Source organism: Acidovorax sp. GW835-FHT14G06 (assembly GCF_058793595.1).
In genome coordinates this window covers 203,026-220,153 of sequence record NZ_JBXAGA010000002.1, presented here as the reverse complement: position 1 = coordinate 220,153, position 17,128 = coordinate 203,026, and the positions used below count along the sequence as shown (strand labels likewise).

At 63.9% G+C, this 17,128-nt stretch carries 16 protein-coding genes; 3 read left to right on the top strand and 13 right to left on the bottom strand.

Features of this window, described 5'->3' with window-relative positions:
* Positions 1–45: 45 nt before the first annotated feature.
* The 11 genes from AC1Q64_RS03555 to AC1Q64_RS03505 all read right to left on the bottom strand — a co-directional run bounded on the left by AC1Q64_RS03555 (position 46) and on the right by AC1Q64_RS03505 (position 12,440).
* A complete protein-coding gene (locus AC1Q64_RS03555; RefSeq protein WP_291439071.1) occupies positions 46–1,119 on the bottom strand; it encodes a branched-chain amino acid ABC transporter permease in 1,074 nt (357 codons plus the stop codon).
* A gap of 16 nt (positions 1,120–1,135) precedes the next feature.
* Positions 1,136–2,122, bottom strand: coding sequence for a branched-chain amino acid ABC transporter permease (locus AC1Q64_RS03550; protein ID WP_056064590.1), 987 nt, complete (start codon positions 2,120–2,122; stop codon positions 1,136–1,138).
* 115 nt (positions 2,123–2,237) lie between these two features.
* Positions 2,238–2,975, bottom strand: coding sequence for an ABC transporter ATP-binding protein (locus AC1Q64_RS03545; protein ID WP_099730711.1), 738 nt, complete (start codon positions 2,973–2,975; stop codon positions 2,238–2,240).
* Positions 2,972–3,754, bottom strand: a complete 783-nt coding sequence (locus AC1Q64_RS03540; protein WP_492250491.1) for an ABC transporter ATP-binding protein — start codon at positions 3,752–3,754, stop codon at positions 2,972–2,974. The genes AC1Q64_RS03545 and AC1Q64_RS03540 overlap by 4 nt, the downstream gene beginning before the upstream one ends.
* Before the next feature lie 82 nt (positions 3,755–3,836).
* Positions 3,837–5,321 carry an extracellular catalytic domain type 2 short-chain-length polyhydroxyalkanoate depolymerase gene (locus AC1Q64_RS03535; protein ID WP_492250490.1) on the bottom strand — a complete coding sequence of 495 codons (1,485 nt, stop codon included), beginning with the start codon at positions 5,319–5,321 and terminating at the stop codon, positions 3,837–3,839.
* A gap of 193 nt (positions 5,322–5,514) precedes the next feature.
* A complete protein-coding gene (locus AC1Q64_RS03530; protein WP_056064604.1) occupies positions 5,515–6,708 on the bottom strand; it encodes a substrate-binding domain-containing protein in 1,194 nt (397 codons plus the stop codon).
* Between the two features lie 151 nt (positions 6,709–6,859).
* On the bottom strand, positions 6,860–8,371 hold the full coding sequence (locus AC1Q64_RS03525) for a sigma-54 interaction domain-containing protein (protein ID WP_099730714.1): 1,512 nt from the start codon (positions 8,369–8,371) through the stop codon (positions 6,860–6,862).
* Positions 8,372–8,490: 119 nt separating this feature from the next.
* Positions 8,491–9,129, bottom strand: a complete 639-nt coding sequence (locus AC1Q64_RS03520; RefSeq protein WP_492250489.1) for a DUF2325 domain-containing protein — start codon at positions 9,127–9,129, stop codon at positions 8,491–8,493.
* A gap of 222 nt (positions 9,130–9,351) precedes the next feature.
* Positions 9,352–10,857, bottom strand: coding sequence for a tripartite tricarboxylate transporter permease (locus AC1Q64_RS03515; protein ID WP_492250488.1), 1,506 nt, complete (start codon positions 10,855–10,857; stop codon positions 9,352–9,354).
* A 12-nt stretch (positions 10,858–10,869) separates the two neighbouring features.
* On the bottom strand, positions 10,870–11,388 hold the full coding sequence (locus tag AC1Q64_RS03510; RefSeq protein ID WP_492250487.1) for a tripartite tricarboxylate transporter TctB family protein: 519 nt from the start codon (positions 11,386–11,388) through the stop codon (positions 10,870–10,872).
* Between the two features lie 92 nt (positions 11,389–11,480).
* Complete coding sequence (locus AC1Q64_RS03505) at positions 11,481–12,440, bottom strand: Bug family tripartite tricarboxylate transporter substrate binding protein (RefSeq protein WP_492250486.1); 960 nt, start codon at positions 12,438–12,440, stop codon at positions 11,481–11,483.
* Between the two features lie 129 nt (positions 12,441–12,569).
* Between AC1Q64_RS03505 and AC1Q64_RS03500 the strand changes: the two genes are divergently transcribed.
* The 3 genes from AC1Q64_RS03500 to AC1Q64_RS03490 are packed head-to-tail and all read left to right on the top strand — an operon-like array spanning position 12,570 to position 15,138.
* Positions 12,570–13,253, top strand: a complete 684-nt coding sequence (locus AC1Q64_RS03500) for a response regulator (protein WP_492250485.1) — start codon at positions 12,570–12,572, stop codon at positions 13,251–13,253.
* The gene (locus AC1Q64_RS03495; protein WP_492250484.1) at positions 13,250–14,689 is read left to right on the top strand and encodes a sensor histidine kinase; all 1,440 of its coding nucleotides are present in this window, start codon (positions 13,250–13,252) and stop codon (positions 14,687–14,689) included. Before AC1Q64_RS03500 ends, AC1Q64_RS03495 begins: the two co-directional genes overlap by 4 nt.
* Before the next feature lie 17 nt (positions 14,690–14,706).
* Positions 14,707–15,138 carry an RNA-binding S4 domain-containing protein gene (locus AC1Q64_RS03490; protein ID WP_291438343.1) on the top strand — a complete coding sequence of 144 codons (432 nt, stop codon included), beginning with the start codon at positions 14,707–14,709 and terminating at the stop codon, positions 15,136–15,138.
* Between the two features lie 78 nt (positions 15,139–15,216).
* On the opposite strand, the gene AC1Q64_RS03485 is transcribed toward AC1Q64_RS03490, so the two are convergent.
* Complete coding sequence (locus tag AC1Q64_RS03485) at positions 15,217–15,909, bottom strand: hypothetical protein (RefSeq protein ID WP_492250483.1); 693 nt, start codon at positions 15,907–15,909, stop codon at positions 15,217–15,219.
* 416 nt (positions 15,910–16,325) lie between these two features.
* Positions 16,326–16,895, bottom strand: coding sequence for a recombinase family protein (locus AC1Q64_RS03480; RefSeq protein ID WP_492250482.1), 570 nt, complete (start codon positions 16,893–16,895; stop codon positions 16,326–16,328).
* Positions 16,896–17,128: the final 233 nt, after the last annotated feature.

The following is a 17,128-nucleotide window of genomic DNA, read 5'->3' as shown; positions in this document are numbered from 1 at the left end:
CCAACACACCCAGGCCACGCCAGTCACCCGGCGCGGCCGGGCCACTCACCCCACCTTGCGCGCAGCTGCCGCGCGCAGGCGCCCCACCACACCGGTGGGGAAGTAGTAAACGGACAGAACGAACAGCACGCCCAGCCACAACAGCCAGCGGTCGGGCGACAGCAGGGCCGACAGCCAGGGCAGGCCCGACGTGGCCTCACTGCCCAGGCGTAAAAGGTCTTGGAGGTAGCTTTGCGCCACCAGAAACAGCACGGCACCAATGGCCGAGCCGTAGATCGTGCCCATGCCACCGATCACCACGATGAGCAGACAGTCCATCATGATTTCGAAGCTGAGCGAGGTGTCCGGCCCGTTGTAGCGCAGCCAGAGCGCCAGCATCGCGCCCGCCATGGTGGCAAACAGCGCCGACAGCACGCTGGACGTGGTGCGGTACACCACCACGCGGTAGCCAATGGCCTCGGCGCGGAACTCGTTCTCGCGAATAGCCTGCAGCACCCGGCCGAAGGGCGAGTTGACGATGCGCAGCAGTGCCAGCACCAGCGCCACCGCCGTGACGAACAGCAGGTAGTAGCAGATCAGCCGCCCGTCGATGCTCACGCCCAGGAAGGGGTCGTCAAACGGCTCGAAGCTGGGCGACAGGAACTCGGGCACCTTGAAGGTCAGGCCGTCTTCGCCGCCGGTGATGTCCGACAGTTGCGAGGCCAGCGTCTGGAACGCCGCCGCCACGGCCAGCGTGATCATGGCGAAGAAGATGGCACGCACCCGCAGCGAAAAGAGCCCCACAGCCAGGGACAGCAACAGGGACAGCACCAGCGCCCCGCCCAGCCCCACCAGCAGCGCAGACCAGGTGGGCCCCATGCGTGTGGTGGCCACGGCAATGCCGTAGGCACCAATGCCAAAGAACATGGTGTGCGCAAAGCTCACGATGCCGGTGTAGCCCAGCAGCAGGTCAAAGCTGGCGACCAGCACCACAAATATCAGCACCTTGGCTGCCACGGACAGCGCCTTGACACCCGGAAAGAGGAACGGCGCAAACGCCAGACCCAGAAAGATAGCCACCAGAATCACCGCCAGCACCTTGCTGCGCGGATAGTCGCCAGAGAGAAGTCGGTTCAGCATGTCAGTCGGCTCCTCATCAGCGGTTGGCCACGGGATAGACGCCCTGCGGACGCCACAAGAGAATGGCCACCATCAACGCGATGTTGGAGAACAGCGCCACCTTGGGCACCAGGAAGCCGGTGTAGTTGGCCATCAGCCCCACCAGCAGCGCACCGATGAGCGCGCCGCCCGTGCTGCCAAGGCCGCCGATGATGATCACGATGAAGATCAGCACGTTGACCTGAGCGCCCATCTGGGGCACCACGTTCTGCTGGTACAGGCCCCACATCACGCCGCCCAGGCCGGCCAGGGCCGAACCCACCACGAACACGCCCACAAACAGGCGACGGATGCGGTAGCCCAGGCTTTCGACCATCTCGCGGTCCTGCACGCCGGCGCGGATCAGCAGGCCGACCTTGGTGCGCGACAGCGTCCAGGCCAGCACGCCAAACACCAGCAGGCCCACGGCCACGGCCACCAAGCGGTACTTTTCAATCGCAGCATCGCCCACCAGCAGCGAGCCGCGCATGCCCTCGGGCAGCGGCAGCGGGATCTGCGCGGGGCCCCAGATGACCTTGATGAGTTCTTCACCAATGATCATGCCGCCCATGGTGATGAGGATCTGCTTCAGGTGCTGGCCGTACACAGGCCGCACGATGAAGCGCTCGAACGCCAGGCCCACGGCCCCCGCCACCGCCATGGCCACCACCATGGCGGGGAGCACGGCCATCAGGTTGCGCCACAGCTCGGCACTCTGGGTGTAGTCGCCCATGGCGCCCAGCACGCTGGTGGCCACAAACGCACCCAGCGCAATGAACACGCCATGGCCAAAGTTCAGCACGTCCATCAGGCCAAACACCAGCGTGAGGCCCGAGGCAATGATGAAGATGATCATGCCCATGGCCAGCCCCGCCACCGTGAGCGTGAGCCAGGTGCTGGGCGAGCCGATGAAGGGCAGCACCAGCAGCGCCAGCGCCGGCACCAGTGCCAGGGGCTTCCAGTCGAAATCGCGGGTGACGCTCATGCCCGACCTCCAGCGGCGGTCGCCGCATCACGCACATTAGCTACACATTTGATAGCTACCAGAGCAATAGATACCTGCGCTACCGCCCGAAAACATCTGAAATTGGTCACACGACTCATAACGCCAACCCCAGCAGCGAGCGCTGCAGTTCTTCGTCTTGCGCCAGCGCGGCCATGCTGCCCGCATGCACCACCTGGCCGTTGTCCATCACGGCCACGGTGTCACCCAGCCGCTTGGCAAAGTTGATGTTCTGCTCCACGAGCAGGATGGTCACGCCGCTCTTCTTGAGCTGGTCGAACGCATCGATCATGTTGTTGATGATGGCGGGCGCCAGGCCCTTGCTGGGCTCATCGACGATGAGCAGGTCGCGCGGCTCGACGATGGCGCGGCTCACGGCCACCATCTGCTTTTGGCCGCCGCTGAGCTTACCGGCAGGGTGGTTCCAGAACTTCTCCACGGCGGGGAAGAGCTTGAAGATCCACTGCAGCCGCGCCTCGTCCATCTGCGCGGCATTGCGCGCGCTGCGCGCGGCCAGCAGCATGTTTTCCTTCACCGTGAGGTCGGCAAAGATGCCCATGTTCTCGGGCACATAGGCGATATTCAGGCCCGCGATGGCAGGCGTATTCATCGCCGTGATGTCTTTGCCACCAAAGTGGATGGAGCCCTGCGACGCATGCCACAGGCCCATGATGGTGCGCAGTGTGGTCGTCTTGCCTGCGCCGTTGCGGCCCAGCAGCATGGTGAGCTGCCCCTTGGGCACGGCCAGATCCACACCGTGCAGGATGTGGTACGCCCCGATGTGCGTGTGCACACCCTTGAGTTCGAGCAGGTTGGTCGTTGGTGTCGTGCTCATGCGGCCTCCTTCTCTGCGTCCTTGGAGACGCCCAGGTAAGCCTCTTGCACCACGGGCGATGCGATCACCTCGGCTGGCGGGCCATCGGCCACCAGCGTGCCGTTGGTCAGCACGATGATGCGGTCGGCCAGTTCGCGCACCACGTCCATCTTGTGCTCCACCAGCAGGATGATCTTGGTCTTGTCCTTCTTCAGCTCGCGGATCAGGTTCAGGATCACGGGGGCCTCGTCGTGGCTCATGCCGGCCGTGGGCTCGTCGAACATGTAGACCTGTGGCTCCAGCGCCATGAGCAGCGCCACTTCCAGCTTGCGCTGATCGCCGTGCGGCAGGCTGGCCACGGGGGTGTCGGCACGGTCGGTCATGGCCACGGCCTGCAGGATCACGCGGGCGCGCTGGGTCAGCGCGTTGTGGTCGCTCCAGATGCTCCACAGGTTCATGCCTCGGCGGTGCTTGCCCTCTTGCGTGGCCTGCACGGCAAGGCGCACGTTCTCCAGCACACTGAGATTGGGAAACAGGTTGGTGAGCTGGAACGCCCGGCCCAGGCCCGCGTGCGTGCGTGCCGAGACGGACTGGCCCGTGAGGTCCTGCCCGCCCAGCGTGACGCTGCCGCTGGTGGCCTTGAGTTGCCCCGAGATCAGGTTGAAGTAGGTGGTCTTGCCCGCGCCATTGGGGCCCACGATGGCGGTCAGCGTGCCAGGCTCGAAAGAGCAGGTCACGCCGTTGACCGCCACGTGGCCGCCGAAGCGGATGGTCAAGTCCTTGGTGGCCAAGGTGCTCATGGGTGGGGGTTCACTTTCACGGTCTGAGTCAATCGATGGAATGGGTGGGGCGCCCTGCCCTGCGGCAGCGCGCCCCGGCACTTTAGGGGCAGGTGCCGATCACGTAGTAGTTGGTGCTGGTCTGCTTCAAGGTGTTGGTGACGAACACGTTCCACAGGCCCATGCTCTGGTTGGAGCCCAGCGCATAGGTGTAGCCCCCGGCAGCGTACGCGCGCCCGGCCAGGGTGTGTGCATAGTTGCTGGCGGTGGTGCAGGTGGCCGTGCCGCCGCCCGATGCGGCCAGCGTGGTGCCCGAAGCTGCGGCCGATGTGGCGCCCTCGGCCCCATTGGCATCGGCCGCGCGCACCGTCCAGCTGTAGGTGGTGGACGCGGCCAGGCCGGTGTCGGTGTAGCTCGTGGCAGTCACAGGCAGCGCGTTGACCTTGTTGGCGTTGCGGTACACGTTGTAGCTGGCCGCGCCCGTGACGGCGGCCCAGCCGATGGCCATGCTGCTGGCCGTGGCGCCCGACGTGCTCACGCCCGTAGGGGCGGGCAGGGCCACAGGGTCGGGGGGCGTGGTGCCACCCGTGCCGCTGGAGACGCGGTCCACCATGGCCTTGATGGCCGCCATTTGCGGGCCGGACTTCTTGGAATAGTTGGCGCTGTCATAGCCCCACCAGTCCCAGCAGCTGTTGGTGGCTGCGGTGCTGGTCTGCGGGTACAGCATCACGATGTTGTTGTTGTCGGCCCAGCGGTTGTAGCCGGTGTTGCGCACGTACTGCTGCTGCACATCGCTGATGTTCTGCTTGCAGCCATGCAGCACCACATGCAGCTTGCAGGTGGCCGTGCCGCCCGCCTGGCAGGCCTGCGGGACGTAGGCCCAGCCCGTGGTGGCCATGCCATGGTTGGTGATGAATTCGCTCTGGTTGAACTCAATGTAGTTGCCGGTGGGCAGGGTGGCGTTGTTGCGGGCGTTCAACGTGCCGTACAGGTGCTGCAGCATGGCACCAGCCAAGTCGAAGTTGCAGTCGCTGATGTAGGGCGCGCCCTTGGTGGAGCAGGCGTTGCCGTAGTCGTCCGTCACCATGGCGTGTTCGGCTGCAATGTCTTTTTTGTAGACCACATTGGCGGCGGGCACGAAGCTGCTGTAGTAGGTGCGCAGCGCATCCATCACCCCGGTCTTGACCACACTGTCGAGCGAGCCCGAGAACAGGTAGACCTTGGAGTTCTGAAGGTTGGCCACGGGGTCGATCACGCCCTGGCTGGCCCAGGTGTTGGTGGTGCTGACCAGCGTGCTGGTGGGGATGCCTGCCGGGCTGGCCATGCAGCGCCCGGTGGCGTTGACGACCGAGCCCTCGGCGCAATAGAACGGGCCGCCCGCGACCACGCCCGCGCCCTTGGCAAACGTGGCCGAATACGCCACGTGCAGCTGCACGGCCATGAAGCCGCCCGAGGACAGGCCCGATACCGTGGTCTGTGTCTTGTCGATCTTGAGTGCTGGCAGGTTGACGGCAGCGTGAACACTGCCCACGCCACAGAGTGCCATCGCAGCCCCTGCTGCCGCCGCCCGGATGAAATTGAAAGCCATGTTGTCTTGTCTCCAAATAATTTTTGAGAAAAACCGACCCAGCCCCCGTGTCAACCCGGGAGTTCATGCATCAATTCACTGGAAAAAGAGGGGCGGCCGCCCCTGCGGGATGGACCCCGAAGGAGCAGGACGGTGGTCCTGTCCTACGGGCCTCGCTAACTCGCTAGCTCGCTAAACGAATCGAAAGACCGGCTTATCGCTTGTTGCGAATCGGCACGTTCATTTCTTCAGGCTTGATCTCGCGCACCAGCTCGGGCACGCCCCAGGCAAAGGCCGGGTCCACCTTGATCTTGAAGTGGTACATGCTCTGCATGGCCTGGTGGTCTTCCTTGCGGAAGGTCATCTTGCCCTTGGGCGTCTCGAAGCTCATGCCCTCCATGGTCTTGATGAGCTTGTTGGTGTTGGTGTCGCCGTTCGTGGCCTTGAGGGCGGTGACCAGCGCCATGGCAGAGCTGAAGCCGCCGGCCGTGAAGAAGTCTGGCGGGGTCTTGAACTCCTTGTAGTGCGCGGCCACCATGGCTTCGTTCACGGGGTTCTTGGGAATGCCGAAGTAGTAGTACGTGGCGCCTTCCATGCCAGGGAAGTTCTTGTAGGCCGCCATGGCGGGCAGGATATTGCCGCCGGTAGCGATCTCGATGCCATAGCGCTTGAGGTCCATGTCAGCGATCTTGAACGGGTTGCCTGCACCGGCCCAGATGATGAAGATGACCTTGCGGCCCGGCACGTCCTTGAGCTTGTCGATCAGGCGCTGGGCACCGGCGGTGAAGTCGGTGGTGGTGGTGGGCAGGTATTCCTCGTGCACCAGCTTGGCGTTCTTGAGCGCGTCCTTGAAGGCCTTCACGCCATCGCGGCCGAAGGCATAGTCCTGCGCCAGCGTCGCCACCGTCACGCCCGCCTTGTCGATGGCCACGGCGTTGGAGATGGCGTCCTGGCTGCTGTTGCGGCCGGTGCGAAAGATGTACTTGTTCCACTTGTCGCCGGTGATGGCGTCGGCCACGGCGGGCTCCACCAGCAGGATCTTCTTGTATTCCTCGGCCACGGGCAGCAGGGCCAGGGCCACGCCGCTGGAGGTGGGGCCGACGGCAATATCGGCCTTGTCATCCGAGTAGGCCGAGGCCAGCAGGCTCTTGCCCAGGTCAGGCTTGCCCTGGTCGTCCTTCTCGATCACGACGAGCTTCTTGCCATTGACGGTCATGCTGCCGCCGGTGGCGTAGTTCAGGCCCATCATCAGGCCGGTCTGGGTCTGCTTGCCATAGGCCTCCAGCGGACCCGTCTTGCTGTACACGTGGGCAATGCGGATTTCACCGGTCTGCGCGAACGCGGGGGCAGAAAGTGCGGCGGCGGTAACGGCTGCGGAAGCGAGGGCGACCAGAGTGCGACGGTGCATGGCGATGTCTCCTGTTGTGATGCTTCTTTATTGCACAGTCTGTGCCAGCAGCCAAGTGCTTGATTTCAAAGATACTTTTGCTGACACGCTGGCGACACTGCCTGATTTAAATACACATTGAATGTCTAATTTTTAGACATTTGCCTGATTTTTATTCAGGGTTTTCCAGACGTCCATAGAGCGTGGCGCGCGAGATGCCCAGCTGGCGAGCAGTGGCCAGCTTGTTGCCGCCATGGGCTTTGAGCGCAGCCGCGATCGCCTTGCGTTCCAGCTCCGCCACCTGCTCGGCCAGCGGGCGCAGGTATCGGCTTTCGTCCTCGGCATCGGGGCCGTGGCCTGGGTCCTGCACCGGGGCGGGGGCGGCGGGCTCCACGCCCGCTTCGCGCAGGATGCGTTCGAGCTGCGCGGCGTCGATGGACTGCGAGTCGCTGCGCATCACCGCCTGCTCCAGCACATTGCGCAGCTCGCGGATGTTGCCGCGCCAGGGCTGGCCCGCCAGCAGGGCCATTGCATCGGGCAGCAACTCGGGCGGCGCGGTGCCGTTGCGCAGGGCCAGGTCTTCGCCCAACGCTTCGACCAAGGCAGGAATGTCGCTGCGCCGCACGCGCAGCGGCGGCACACGCACCGGCAGCACATGCAGGCGGTAGAACAAATCCTCGCGGAATTTGCCCTCGCGCACCAGGGACGCCAAATCGCGCGACGTCGCGGCCAGGATGCGCACATTGAAAGGCACGAGCTTGTTGCTGCCCAGCGGCTCGATCTCGCCCTCTTGCAGCGCCCGCAGCAGCTTGGCCTGCAGGCTTTGGGGCATGTCGCCGATTTCGTCGAGGAACAGCGTGCCGCCGTCGGCCAGCTTGAACTTGCCGTCGCGGCCCTTGCGGTCGGCGCCGGTATAGGCGCCAGGCGCCACGCCGAAGAACTCGGCCTCGAGCAGCGTGTCGGGCACGGCGGCGATGTTGACGCTGACGAACGGACCACTGGCGCGGCTGGACGCTGCGTGGATCGCGTGGGCCAGGAGCTCCTTGCCGGTCCCCGTCTCACCCAGCAGCAGCACGGGGCTGCTCGACTGCGCTGCACGGCGCGCCTGGCGCTTGACCTCGGCTGCCGCGGGGCTGGAACCGATGAAGCTGGCAAAGGTGTACTTGGACCGCCGCTCGCCGTCGCCCGCCACCGCCAGGCTGCGGCGGCGCTGGCTGGCCAGCTCGCGCCGGGCGTCGTCCAGGTCGCGCTGCAACAGCGCAAACTTGCTGATGAGGGGCTGCAGCGTGGTTTCGGGATGGTCGAACAGCACGATGCCAATGGCGCCGATCACGCGGTCCGCGTCGTCGCGCAGCGGAATGCGGCTGACCACAAAGGTGCCCGCCTTGTTGGTGAGCAGGTCGATCAGCACGGGCTGGCCCGTTTCGAGCACGCGCCGCATCTGCGTATTGGGGATGACCTCTTCCACCGTGCGGCCCACGAACTGGTCCACCGACGAAAAACCCAGGTCCGGCAGAAAGCGCTGGTAGCCCTCGTTCACCCACACGATGCGCCCACTGCGATCCACCAGGAACATGCCCTGGCTGACGCTGGAGAACAGCTGGAACATGGAGCGTGCCGCCAGTTCCAGAATGCCCTGGGCATCCAGCGGCAGTGCGGGGGCGTCGTCAGCGAGCAAGGGCATCTGCGGATGGTAGCGCGCTGGCGGGTCGCAGGGGCTGCCCCCAACAAGCATAAGGCGCCCGCCGCGGAGGCAGGACGCTACAAATTAGATAGCTACCCAGGCAAATAGCACTAGCGCCATCAGCCGTTTTTATCTGAAACGGGGGCCAAAGAGGCGTACAGGGATGGACCACATGCTGCCAAAGGCTGATCCACCAGGATGCAGGGCTTGCCAGTGCGGCGGCACTGGTCCTGCACCCGCCAGTAGGCGTCGTGGCTGATGCAGCCCGTCTGGCAAATCACCAGGTCCGCAGCAGCCAGACTGGCGTCAAAGGCTGCATCTGCGTGTACGTCTGGGTGGGCCTCGACGACCACCGGCACCCGCACCTTGCGGGGTTGGGCTGGAACATCCATGGGCGCGGTGGTGGTTGCCCCACCCTGCCCCGTGTCGCCCACCGCCCTGGTGTCTGACTGTGCCGCCAGTCGCCAGCGCAGGCATTCCCGCGACAAGGCGGCCATGCGCTCGGCCAGCGCGGCAATGTGGCGTGCCATGGCCTGGCGGCGCGACAGCCCCGGCACGGCAGCTCGTATTTGCGCCAGCTCATCGTGCGCCATGGCCAGCCGCGTATCGCGCACCACCAGCGCGCCACGCAGCTGTACCAACTCGGCCTGCAGCGCCTGGATCTCGGCGGCCTGCGCAGTCAGGGCTGCGCTGCAACGCCGCTGGGCTTCGCCCAATTGGCGACAGAGCACCAGAAACTCCTGCGGAAATGAGGACATGCACCACCTTGCAAATAAGAACTATTCTCATTTTATGATACGATCCAACCCGAGTTCACAGCAAGCCACCTGGTGGGGAGGGCACCGGGAGCACAACGCCTCGGGGTCTGGCTTGCCAAGAAAATCGTCGGCACGGATCTGCCCGCGCCGTCTGGACGAAAAAAAACCGCGCCCGATGGCGCGGTTTTTTTATGGGTGCGAGCCTGGGGCCTCGCCGCGCGCTCAGGCCTCTGCCAGCGCCATCTTGCGGGCAGCCCAGCGGCGCAGCAGGCGCGGCACGATCAGCACGGCCAGCACGATGACGATCAGGGTCACCGAACCGGGGCGCTCCAGGAAAATCGTCCACTTGCCTTCGCCAATCGACACCGCATTGCGCATCTGTGCCTCGGCCAACGGGCCCAGGATCATGCCCACCACGACCGGCGCTGCAGGGAAGTCAAAGCGGCGCATCACCACACCCAGCAGGCCAATCGCATACAGCAGCACCAGGTCGAACGCGCTCTGGCGCATGCCATACACACCCAGGGTGGAGAAGACCAGAATGCCCGCGTACAGGTACGACTTCGGGATGTTCAGCAGTTTCACCCACAGGCCCACCAGCGGCAGGTTCAGGATCAGCAGCATCACGTTGCCGATGTACATCGACGCGATCAGCGCCCACACCAGTGCGCCGTTGGTGTCAAACAGCTGCGGGCCAGGCTGGATGCCGTAGTTCTGGAACGCACCCAGCAAAATGGCCGTGGTGTTCGACGTGGGGATGCCCAGCGTCAGCAGCGGGATCAGCGTGGCTGTGATGGCCGCGTTGTTGGCAGCCTCGGGGCCAGCCACACCTTCGATGGCGCCGGTGGTGCCGAACTCTTCCTTGTGCTTGCTCAGTTTCTTCTCGGCGGCATAGCTCAGAAAGGTTGGAATCTCGCTGCCACCGGCTGGCACGGTGCCAAACGGGAAGCCGATTGCGGTAGCGCGCAGCCATGCGGGCCAGGAGCGCTTCCACTCCTCCTTGGTCATGTGGGTGCTGGTCAGGCGGTTCTGGGTTTCGTCGGACTTGCCTTCATACATCACGTTGTACAAGGCTTCGCCCACCGCAAACAGGCCCACGGCGATCAGCACCACTTCGATGCCGTCCATCAGCTCAGGCACGCCACCGGTGTAGCGTGCCTGGCCCGTGATCTGGTCGATGCCGATCAAGCCCATGGCAAGGCCGACAAACAGTGCCACCATGCCGCGCAGCGTGCTCTTGCCCAGCACGGCACTCACGGTGGTGAAGGCCAGCACCATCAGCATGAAATACTCCGGCGGGCCCAGGCGGATGGCGTATTCGGCCACCAGCGGTGCGCAAAAGGTCACCAGAATGGTGGCGATGGTGCCCGCCACAAACGACCCAATGGCGGCCGTGGCCAGGGCCGCACCGGCACGGCCATGCTTGGCCATCTTGTTGCCCTCCATGGCCGTGACCATGGACCCAGCCTCACCCGGGGTGTTGAGCAGAATGGACGTGGTGGAACCGCCATACATGGCGCCGTAGTAGATGCCTGCAAAGAAGATCATCGAGGCCGTGGCCTCGACCTTGACGGTGATGGGCAGCAGCATGGCCACCGCCACTGCAGGGCCGATGCCCGGCAACACGCCCACGGCGGTGCCGATGATGCAGCCCACAAAGGCCCACATCAGGTTGATGGGTGTTGCCGCGGTGGCAAAGCCCTGCATCAAAAGGTTTAAGGTTTCCATGGCGTGCAGGCTTTACAGCCACCCCGTGTTGGTCAGGCCGGGCAGGTTGATGGCCAGCAGTTGCGTAAACATCCAGTACACCGGGGCCGCTACCGCGATACCGATGAAGGAATCCTTGATCCAGGCCTGCAGGCGCAGGTCGAGTTCACCTTCCGAGCTTTTGAAACCCCGCACCGACAGCACGAAGCACAACGCACAGCTCAGGATGAAGCCCAGCGTGGTGATGAGCAGGGCATTGAGCAGCAGCCCTGCCGACACCCAGATGAAGCCCTTCCAGTGGGCCCGCTCGTCGCCGGACCCTTCTTCCAGCTCCCGAAACCCGCCGCTCAGCGCATGCACCACACACAGCACGCCGCAGATCAGGATCGCAATGCTGACCACCCAGGGAAAGAAGTTGGGGCCTACGCCACCGTAGCCCGCCTCTGAACTGACCGAGCTGGCCCCCCAGGCCAGGCCCAGCGCGAGCACCACCAGCCCGGCCCCGATCAGGGTCTGCAAGGGCTTGGAGCGCGATGAATGTTGTTGTGTCATGTTTTTTCCTTCGCACCAACCAATGCACGGCAACGCCTGCCCCCCCTCCGCAACGCGGAGGCAGAAGGCGACTGCCGCACCTTGCTTCGGGATCAGATCATTCCGGACTTGGCCATCGTGGCGCGCATGCTGGCGAACTCGGCGTCCACAAAGTTGGCGAACTCGTCGCCCGCCATCCATGCGGGGGTCCAGCCGTTCTTTTCCATCGCGTCCTGCCAGGCCTTGTGCTTGAAGGTCTTGGCCAACGCATCGATCAAGGCCTTGCGCTGTTCGGGCGTGATGCCAGGCGCGCCGTACACGCCGCGCCAGTTCCCGATTTCCACGTTGATGCCCTGCTCCTTGAGCGTGGGCACGTTCACGCCCTTGAGGCGGGTGCCCGAGGTCACGCCCACTGCGCGCATCTTGCCGGCCGAGATGTACTCGGAGAACTCGCTGTAGCCGCTGCCGCCCACCGTCACATTGCCCCCCAGGATGGCTGCAGTGGCCTCACCGCCCCCACGGAACGCCACGTAGTTGATCTTGGCAGGGTCCACGCCCACTTCGCGAGCGATCATGGCGGCGGCAATGTGCTCGGTAGAGCCGCGCGAGCCACCGCCCCACTTCACGCTGCCGGGGTCCTTCTTGAGCTGGTCCACTACGTCCTTCATCGTCTTGAAGGGAGAGTTGGAAGGCAGCACGAACACGTTGTATTCGCTGGTCAGGCGCGCCAGAGGCGTGACCTTGTCCAGACCCACTGGGGGCTTGCCGGTGATGATGCCGCCCAACATCACGGCGCCCATCACCATCAGGGCGTTCGGGTCGCCCTTGCTGGCGTTGACGAACTGGGCCAGGCCAATCGCGCCGGCTGCGCCACCCTTGTTGTCATAGGAAACCGACGATGCGGCGCCCGCATCCTGCATCGCCTTGCCCAGCGCGCGACCGGTGGAATCCCAACCGCCCCCGGGATTGGCGGGGATCATCATCTTGAGGGCTGCTGCCGTCTGGGCCGATACGGGCAGCACACCCGCAGCGGCCATGGCGGCCAGTGATTTCAGAAAAGTATCGCGACGCATGGTGTCTGTCTCCTGATAAGGTTTGCGAACCGCCCGATGATGCGCGCGCTGCCTGTCAAACGGCTGTCCTCAGACTCAGGGAAAACACCCATGCGCCGGGCCCAATGAGACGATGCTATGGTGCCGCGCATGCAATTGCTCCTTGTAGAAGACGACCCCACCATGCAGGCCACACTGCACCGCGCACTGACCCGGCGTGGCATGGAGGTGACCGCTGTGGGCGACGGACGCGCCGCGCTGAGCCAATGGACCGCCCTGCAGCCCGACGCGGTCATCCTGGACCTCACCCTGCCCGGCCTGGACGGGCTGCAGGTGCTGCAGCAGGCGCGATCACGTGGGCTGCGCACCCCTGTGCTGATCCTCACCGCACGCGGCACGGTGGGCGACCGTGTGGTGGGGCTGAACGCCGGCGCCGACGACTACCTGCCCAAACCGTTTGATCTGGACGAGCTGGAAGCACGCCTGCGCGCACTGGTGCGCCGCAGCGCAGATCCCGCCGTGGCGCCGCTGGCGCCCAGCACCGTGCAGATCGGAGCCATCCGCTACGACAAGGACAGCGGCGCGCTCTACCTGAACGGCGAAGTGATGGAGCTGACCCCGCGCGAGCTGGCACTGATGCATGCACTGCTCGCGCAGCCCGGCCACGCAGTGACCAAGGAACGACTGTATGAGCTGGTGTTTCCCGGACAACTCGACGTGCAGTACGAAGCCATTGAGGTCGTGGTGTACCGGCTGCGCAAAAAGCTGGCGGGCACTGGCCTGACCCTGATGACGCTGCGCGGACTGGGCTACCTGCTGCGGGCGGACACATGAGCCAGGACGGCGTGCGCCACCATTCGCTGCGGCGGCGCCTGTTGCTGGGCATCTTGCTGCCCGTAGCGCTGTTCATCGGCTTCAATACCTGGAGCCTGTACCGCCAGACGCTGTCGTCGCTCAATACAGCGTACGACCGCACCCTGCTGGCATCCGCCAAAAGCATCAGCGAACAGCTCGACGTGAAAGGCTTTGACGACGCGGCACAGCTGCGCGCAATCGTTCCCTATTCGGCCCTGGAGGCCTTTGAGGCCGACAACCAGAGCCAGATGTTCTACCGCGTATCGACCTTGAAGGGCGAGATGGTGTCTGGCTTTGAAGACCTGCCAGTGTGGCACGGCAGCATCCCTGCCCGCCCACCCTACGCGGCACTGGTGGACTTTTACGATGACCGGTTTCGTGATCGCGATGTACGCGTTGCGGTGCTGCTGCAACCAGTAGCCAGTTCGCAAGGCCGAGCCATGGCCGTGATCCAGGTGGCCGAGACGCTGGAGGTGCGCGAAACCCTCGCTCTGCAAATCCTGTGGAACACCCTTTTGCGCCAGGCACTGTTGATCGCCGTGGTGGCCTTCACCGTGGTGCTGGTGGTGCAACGCGCGACCCAGCCCGTACGTCAGCTCAGCCAGCAGCTGCAGGCCCGGCGCGAAGGCGACCTGAGTCCCATCGCAGCCCCCATGGCCCCGCGCGAGCTGCAGCCACTGGTGGACGCCACCAACGAGGTCATGCAGCGCTTGCGACACCTTCTGCGGCATCAGAAGCGCTTTGTGCGCGATGCATCGCACCAGCTGCGCACACCGCTGGCCGTGCTCAAGACCCAGGTGCAATCGGCCCTGCGCGGCGACGTGGAGCCACAGCAAGCCCTGCACGAAATCAGCGACACTGTGGACCGCGCCACCCAACTCGCCAACCAGATGCTGGCCCTGGCCAAGGTGGAGCAGCTACGCCAGCAAAGCACACCACCTGCCACCCGTTTTGACGACATCCTGCGTGCAGTGGCGCTGGAGATTTCACCGCTGATTGCCCAGCGCGATCTGGACTTTGGCATCCACACCGAGCCCGCGCTGGTGCAATCGCACGAATGGATGCTGCGCGAATTGAGCCGCAACCTGTTACACAACGCCGTGCGCCATGCGCCGCCCGGCAGCGAGTTGACTGTGGACCTGCGCAGCGACGGACGGCATGTGGCGCTGACGATCAGCGACCACGGCCCAGGCATTGATGACGAGCTGGCGGCCCGCCTGTTCCAGCCCTTCTCGGCGGGCGACGTGCGCACCGGCAGCGGCCTGGGTCTGGCCATCTGCCACGAGATCGTGCAGGCGCTGGAAGGCAGCATCGCCCTGACCAACCGGGTGCAGGGCCACAAGGTGACCGGGCTGGACGCCATCGTTCGCCTGCCGCTGCCGGCGCCCCTGACTGACGGCACACCGGCGGCATAGACGGCACAATCTCGCCCATGAATACCTTGGAGACGATGCGGCTGGACAAGTGGCTCTGGTGCGCCCGCTTTTACAAGACCCGCAGCCTCGCCACGGAAGAGATCGGCAAGGGTCGGGTCACCGTCAATGGCCAGTTGGCCAAACCTGCACGCGACCTGCGCTGCGGCGACACCGTGGCGCTGCGCCAGGGCCCCGTAGCACGCACAGTTCGCGTCCTGGGCCTGAGCGGCGCCCGTGGCCCGGCACCTGTGGCTCAGCAGCTGTACGAAGAAACCCCCGATAGCATCGCCGCACGCGAAAAAGCGGCCGAAATGCGCCGCCTGGCCCCCGAGCCTGCAGCGACCCTGCAGGAAGGCCGCCCCACCAAGCGCGACCGCCGCGAGATCGACAAGGTCAGCAACAAAGGAAGCGATTGGGGCAGCCGCTGGAGTGCGTCGATCGACGAGTGAAGAACGAATCGCCGACCACTCCAATACACCGATCTAGACGCTTGCGCGTGGCGACGCTGGCTACCTCAAGCCTGCGCCTCACTGACCAGGGGACACATCCGGCGGGTGCATCCTGAGTTTGAAACGGGACATCAGCAGCGCAGCCTGAGGCGCACTGCGTGGCAGCAACTCTTCCACGCAGCCGGTGGCTGATGGAGGCACAAAGCCAGCAGCGATGCCTCCCATTGCTGCCCTGGAGCCTCCCATCCAATTCCACCCCCACTCAGTCCCCTCAATGCCACCAGCAAACAGCAAAGCACCGTTGGCTACCCCACCCGTGCGGATCTCAATCCACATGCTGTTGGCGAAAGTCCCGCGCCGATAACCTGCAGTGATACGCAGCGTAAACACCGGGTGCTGAACTGGATCGAAACCCGCACCCGAGGTATTGGCAATGACGGCCAATGCCGGCATGGCCGTACCGTTCCACCCCTCGGCCATCACCGCACCATCGCCAAATATGATGAAACCACGCGCAGCCGACCACAGGTTCTTGCCGTATCGGTAGATAGGCCCGCAGTGGGGGTTGTAGCTGCCCTGCCCGCCCTCGCAATCGAGCGCAAAAACGATGTGGTGACCACCGTTAGCAAAAAACCTGGAAGCATCGACGGTGCATGACAAGTCGGCGCAATGCGAAGGCGCGGAGCCCTCAGCCCGAGGCAGATAGCAAAAGTCCAGGTCGTTGAACACCAAGCAGAGCTCGCGGAATTGCACGGCACGATGGTGCGTCATGAGGACCCTTCTTCCCTGGAGGCGTCAGCATCAGAATACAGGGCCACTGGCCAACGCTTGCGCGCTCGATGTCTGCCTTGGGCCGCCATCATGGCGCAGCGCCCTCGACTTGCAGGACACAATACAAAAAAAAGCCCGCACAAAGCGGGCTGAAACCTTGCCAGAGTTCACCAGGACACAGCCCCTCCACAATCCAAACGGCGGGCAGAATCTGATCGATGTCCCCGGAAAACGGGCAAGGCTCTTAGGACCACTTCATTGGGCGCCAAACCTGATCAGTTGGGTATTCGGGAATCACCTATGCGTGAGTTCATCCCCCAACAGAATCGCTTCAAATAGAAAGAGTTGACAAAGAAAAAGCCCCAAACGCATTGAGCACTTGGGGCTTATCTTGGCGGAAACGGATGTTTTCGGCGTTATTGGGCACCCTTGACGCGATACAAAGCACGCTTGACAACAGATGGCGAAACACTGTATTTGGTTGCTAGGCCGCGTTGCGTAATTCCTCCCGCCAGATACTCAGCAACCACAGCAGCTTCATCAGCAGGAGACAAAGCGCGAAGTCTCCCCGGCAACCTCCCACGCGCACGAGCGGCGATCTGGCCCGCTATCGATCTTTCCCGAATCATTGAGCGCTCAAGCTGCGCAACTGCCCCAAGAATCTGCACAACGAAAACACCCATGCTGTTCGTCGTGTCCAAAGGTTCCGTAACACTCTTGATGGTCGCGCCGACCGCTTCAAGCTGCCGAAGCATTGCGAGCAGATCAAACAAGCTCCTTGCAATACGGTCGATCTTGTAAACAACCAGAACATCACCCTTTTGCAGCGATGCAAGGCACTTCGCCAGCTCGTGACGACCGCGACGCGACGCACCGCTAGCCTTCTCCTGAAAAATGATCTCGCAGCCCGCTTTAACAAGCGCATCGAGCTGCAAAGCTGTGTCCTGGTCTTGTGTGGAAACTCTGGCGTAACCTACAAATGCCATTGATTGCCCTCCTTTTAAGGGGCAATCTAGGCCGTTTGACCAAGTGGTAAAAGGCCGAAATGCCGCCCCTTGAATCTGTAAGTTTTAAGTCAGGTGTCAGAGCTTTATGCAGTGATCTTGTTCGAAGGGAACGAGATGCTCGAAGGTCCTACATGGTGCCCTGCGGCCCCATACCCCCGCCCCAAACCTGCGACACAAGGTCTCCGGCCCGGGTCCCCGTTGTCTCTCAGTGA

What these genes read in the sequence shown, in the direction of transcription:
- AC1Q64_RS03555 (WP_291439071.1), bottom strand. Translation starts at nt 1,119, where the DNA reads ATGCTGAACCGACTTCTCTCTGGCGACTATCCGCGCAGCAAGGTGCTG.
- AC1Q64_RS03550 (WP_056064590.1), bottom strand. Translation starts at nt 2,122, where the DNA reads ATGAGCGTCACCCGCGATTTCGACTGGAAGCCCCTGGCACTGGTGCCG.
- AC1Q64_RS03545 (WP_099730711.1), bottom strand. Translation starts at nt 2,975, where the DNA reads ATGAGCACGACACCAACGACCAACCTGCTCGAACTCAAGGGTGTGCAC.
- AC1Q64_RS03540 (WP_492250491.1), bottom strand. Translation starts at nt 3,754, where the DNA reads ATGAGCACCTTGGCCACCAAGGACTTGACCATCCGCTTCGGCGGCCAC.
- AC1Q64_RS03535 (WP_492250490.1), bottom strand. Translation starts at nt 5,321, where the DNA reads ATGGCTTTCAATTTCATCCGGGCGGCGGCAGCAGGGGCTGCGATGGCA.
- AC1Q64_RS03530 (WP_056064604.1), bottom strand. Translation starts at nt 6,708, where the DNA reads ATGCACCGTCGCACTCTGGTCGCCCTCGCTTCCGCAGCCGTTACCGCC.
- AC1Q64_RS03525 (WP_099730714.1), bottom strand. Translation starts at nt 8,371, where the DNA reads ATGCCCTTGCTCGCTGACGACGCCCCCGCACTGCCGCTGGATGCCCAG.
- AC1Q64_RS03520 (WP_492250489.1), bottom strand. Translation starts at nt 9,129, where the DNA reads ATGTCCTCATTTCCGCAGGAGTTTCTGGTGCTCTGTCGCCAATTGGGC.
- AC1Q64_RS03515 (WP_492250488.1), bottom strand. Translation starts at nt 10,857, where the DNA reads ATGGAAACCTTAAACCTTTTGATGCAGGGCTTTGCCACCGCGGCAACA.
- AC1Q64_RS03510 (WP_492250487.1), bottom strand. Translation starts at nt 11,388, where the DNA reads ATGACACAACAACATTCATCGCGCTCCAAGCCCTTGCAGACCCTGATC.
- AC1Q64_RS03505 (WP_492250486.1), bottom strand. Translation starts at nt 12,440, where the DNA reads ATGCGTCGCGATACTTTTCTGAAATCACTGGCCGCCATGGCCGCTGCG.
- AC1Q64_RS03500 (WP_492250485.1), top strand. Translation starts at nt 12,570, where the DNA reads ATGCAATTGCTCCTTGTAGAAGACGACCCCACCATGCAGGCCACACTG.
- AC1Q64_RS03495 (WP_492250484.1), top strand. Translation starts at nt 13,250, where the DNA reads ATGAGCCAGGACGGCGTGCGCCACCATTCGCTGCGGCGGCGCCTGTTG.
- AC1Q64_RS03490 (WP_291438343.1), top strand. Translation starts at nt 14,707, where the DNA reads ATGAATACCTTGGAGACGATGCGGCTGGACAAGTGGCTCTGGTGCGCC.
- AC1Q64_RS03485 (WP_492250483.1), bottom strand. Translation starts at nt 15,909, where the DNA reads ATGACGCACCATCGTGCCGTGCAATTCCGCGAGCTCTGCTTGGTGTTC.
- AC1Q64_RS03480 (WP_492250482.1), bottom strand. Translation starts at nt 16,895, where the DNA reads ATGGCATTTGTAGGTTACGCCAGAGTTTCCACACAAGACCAGGACACA.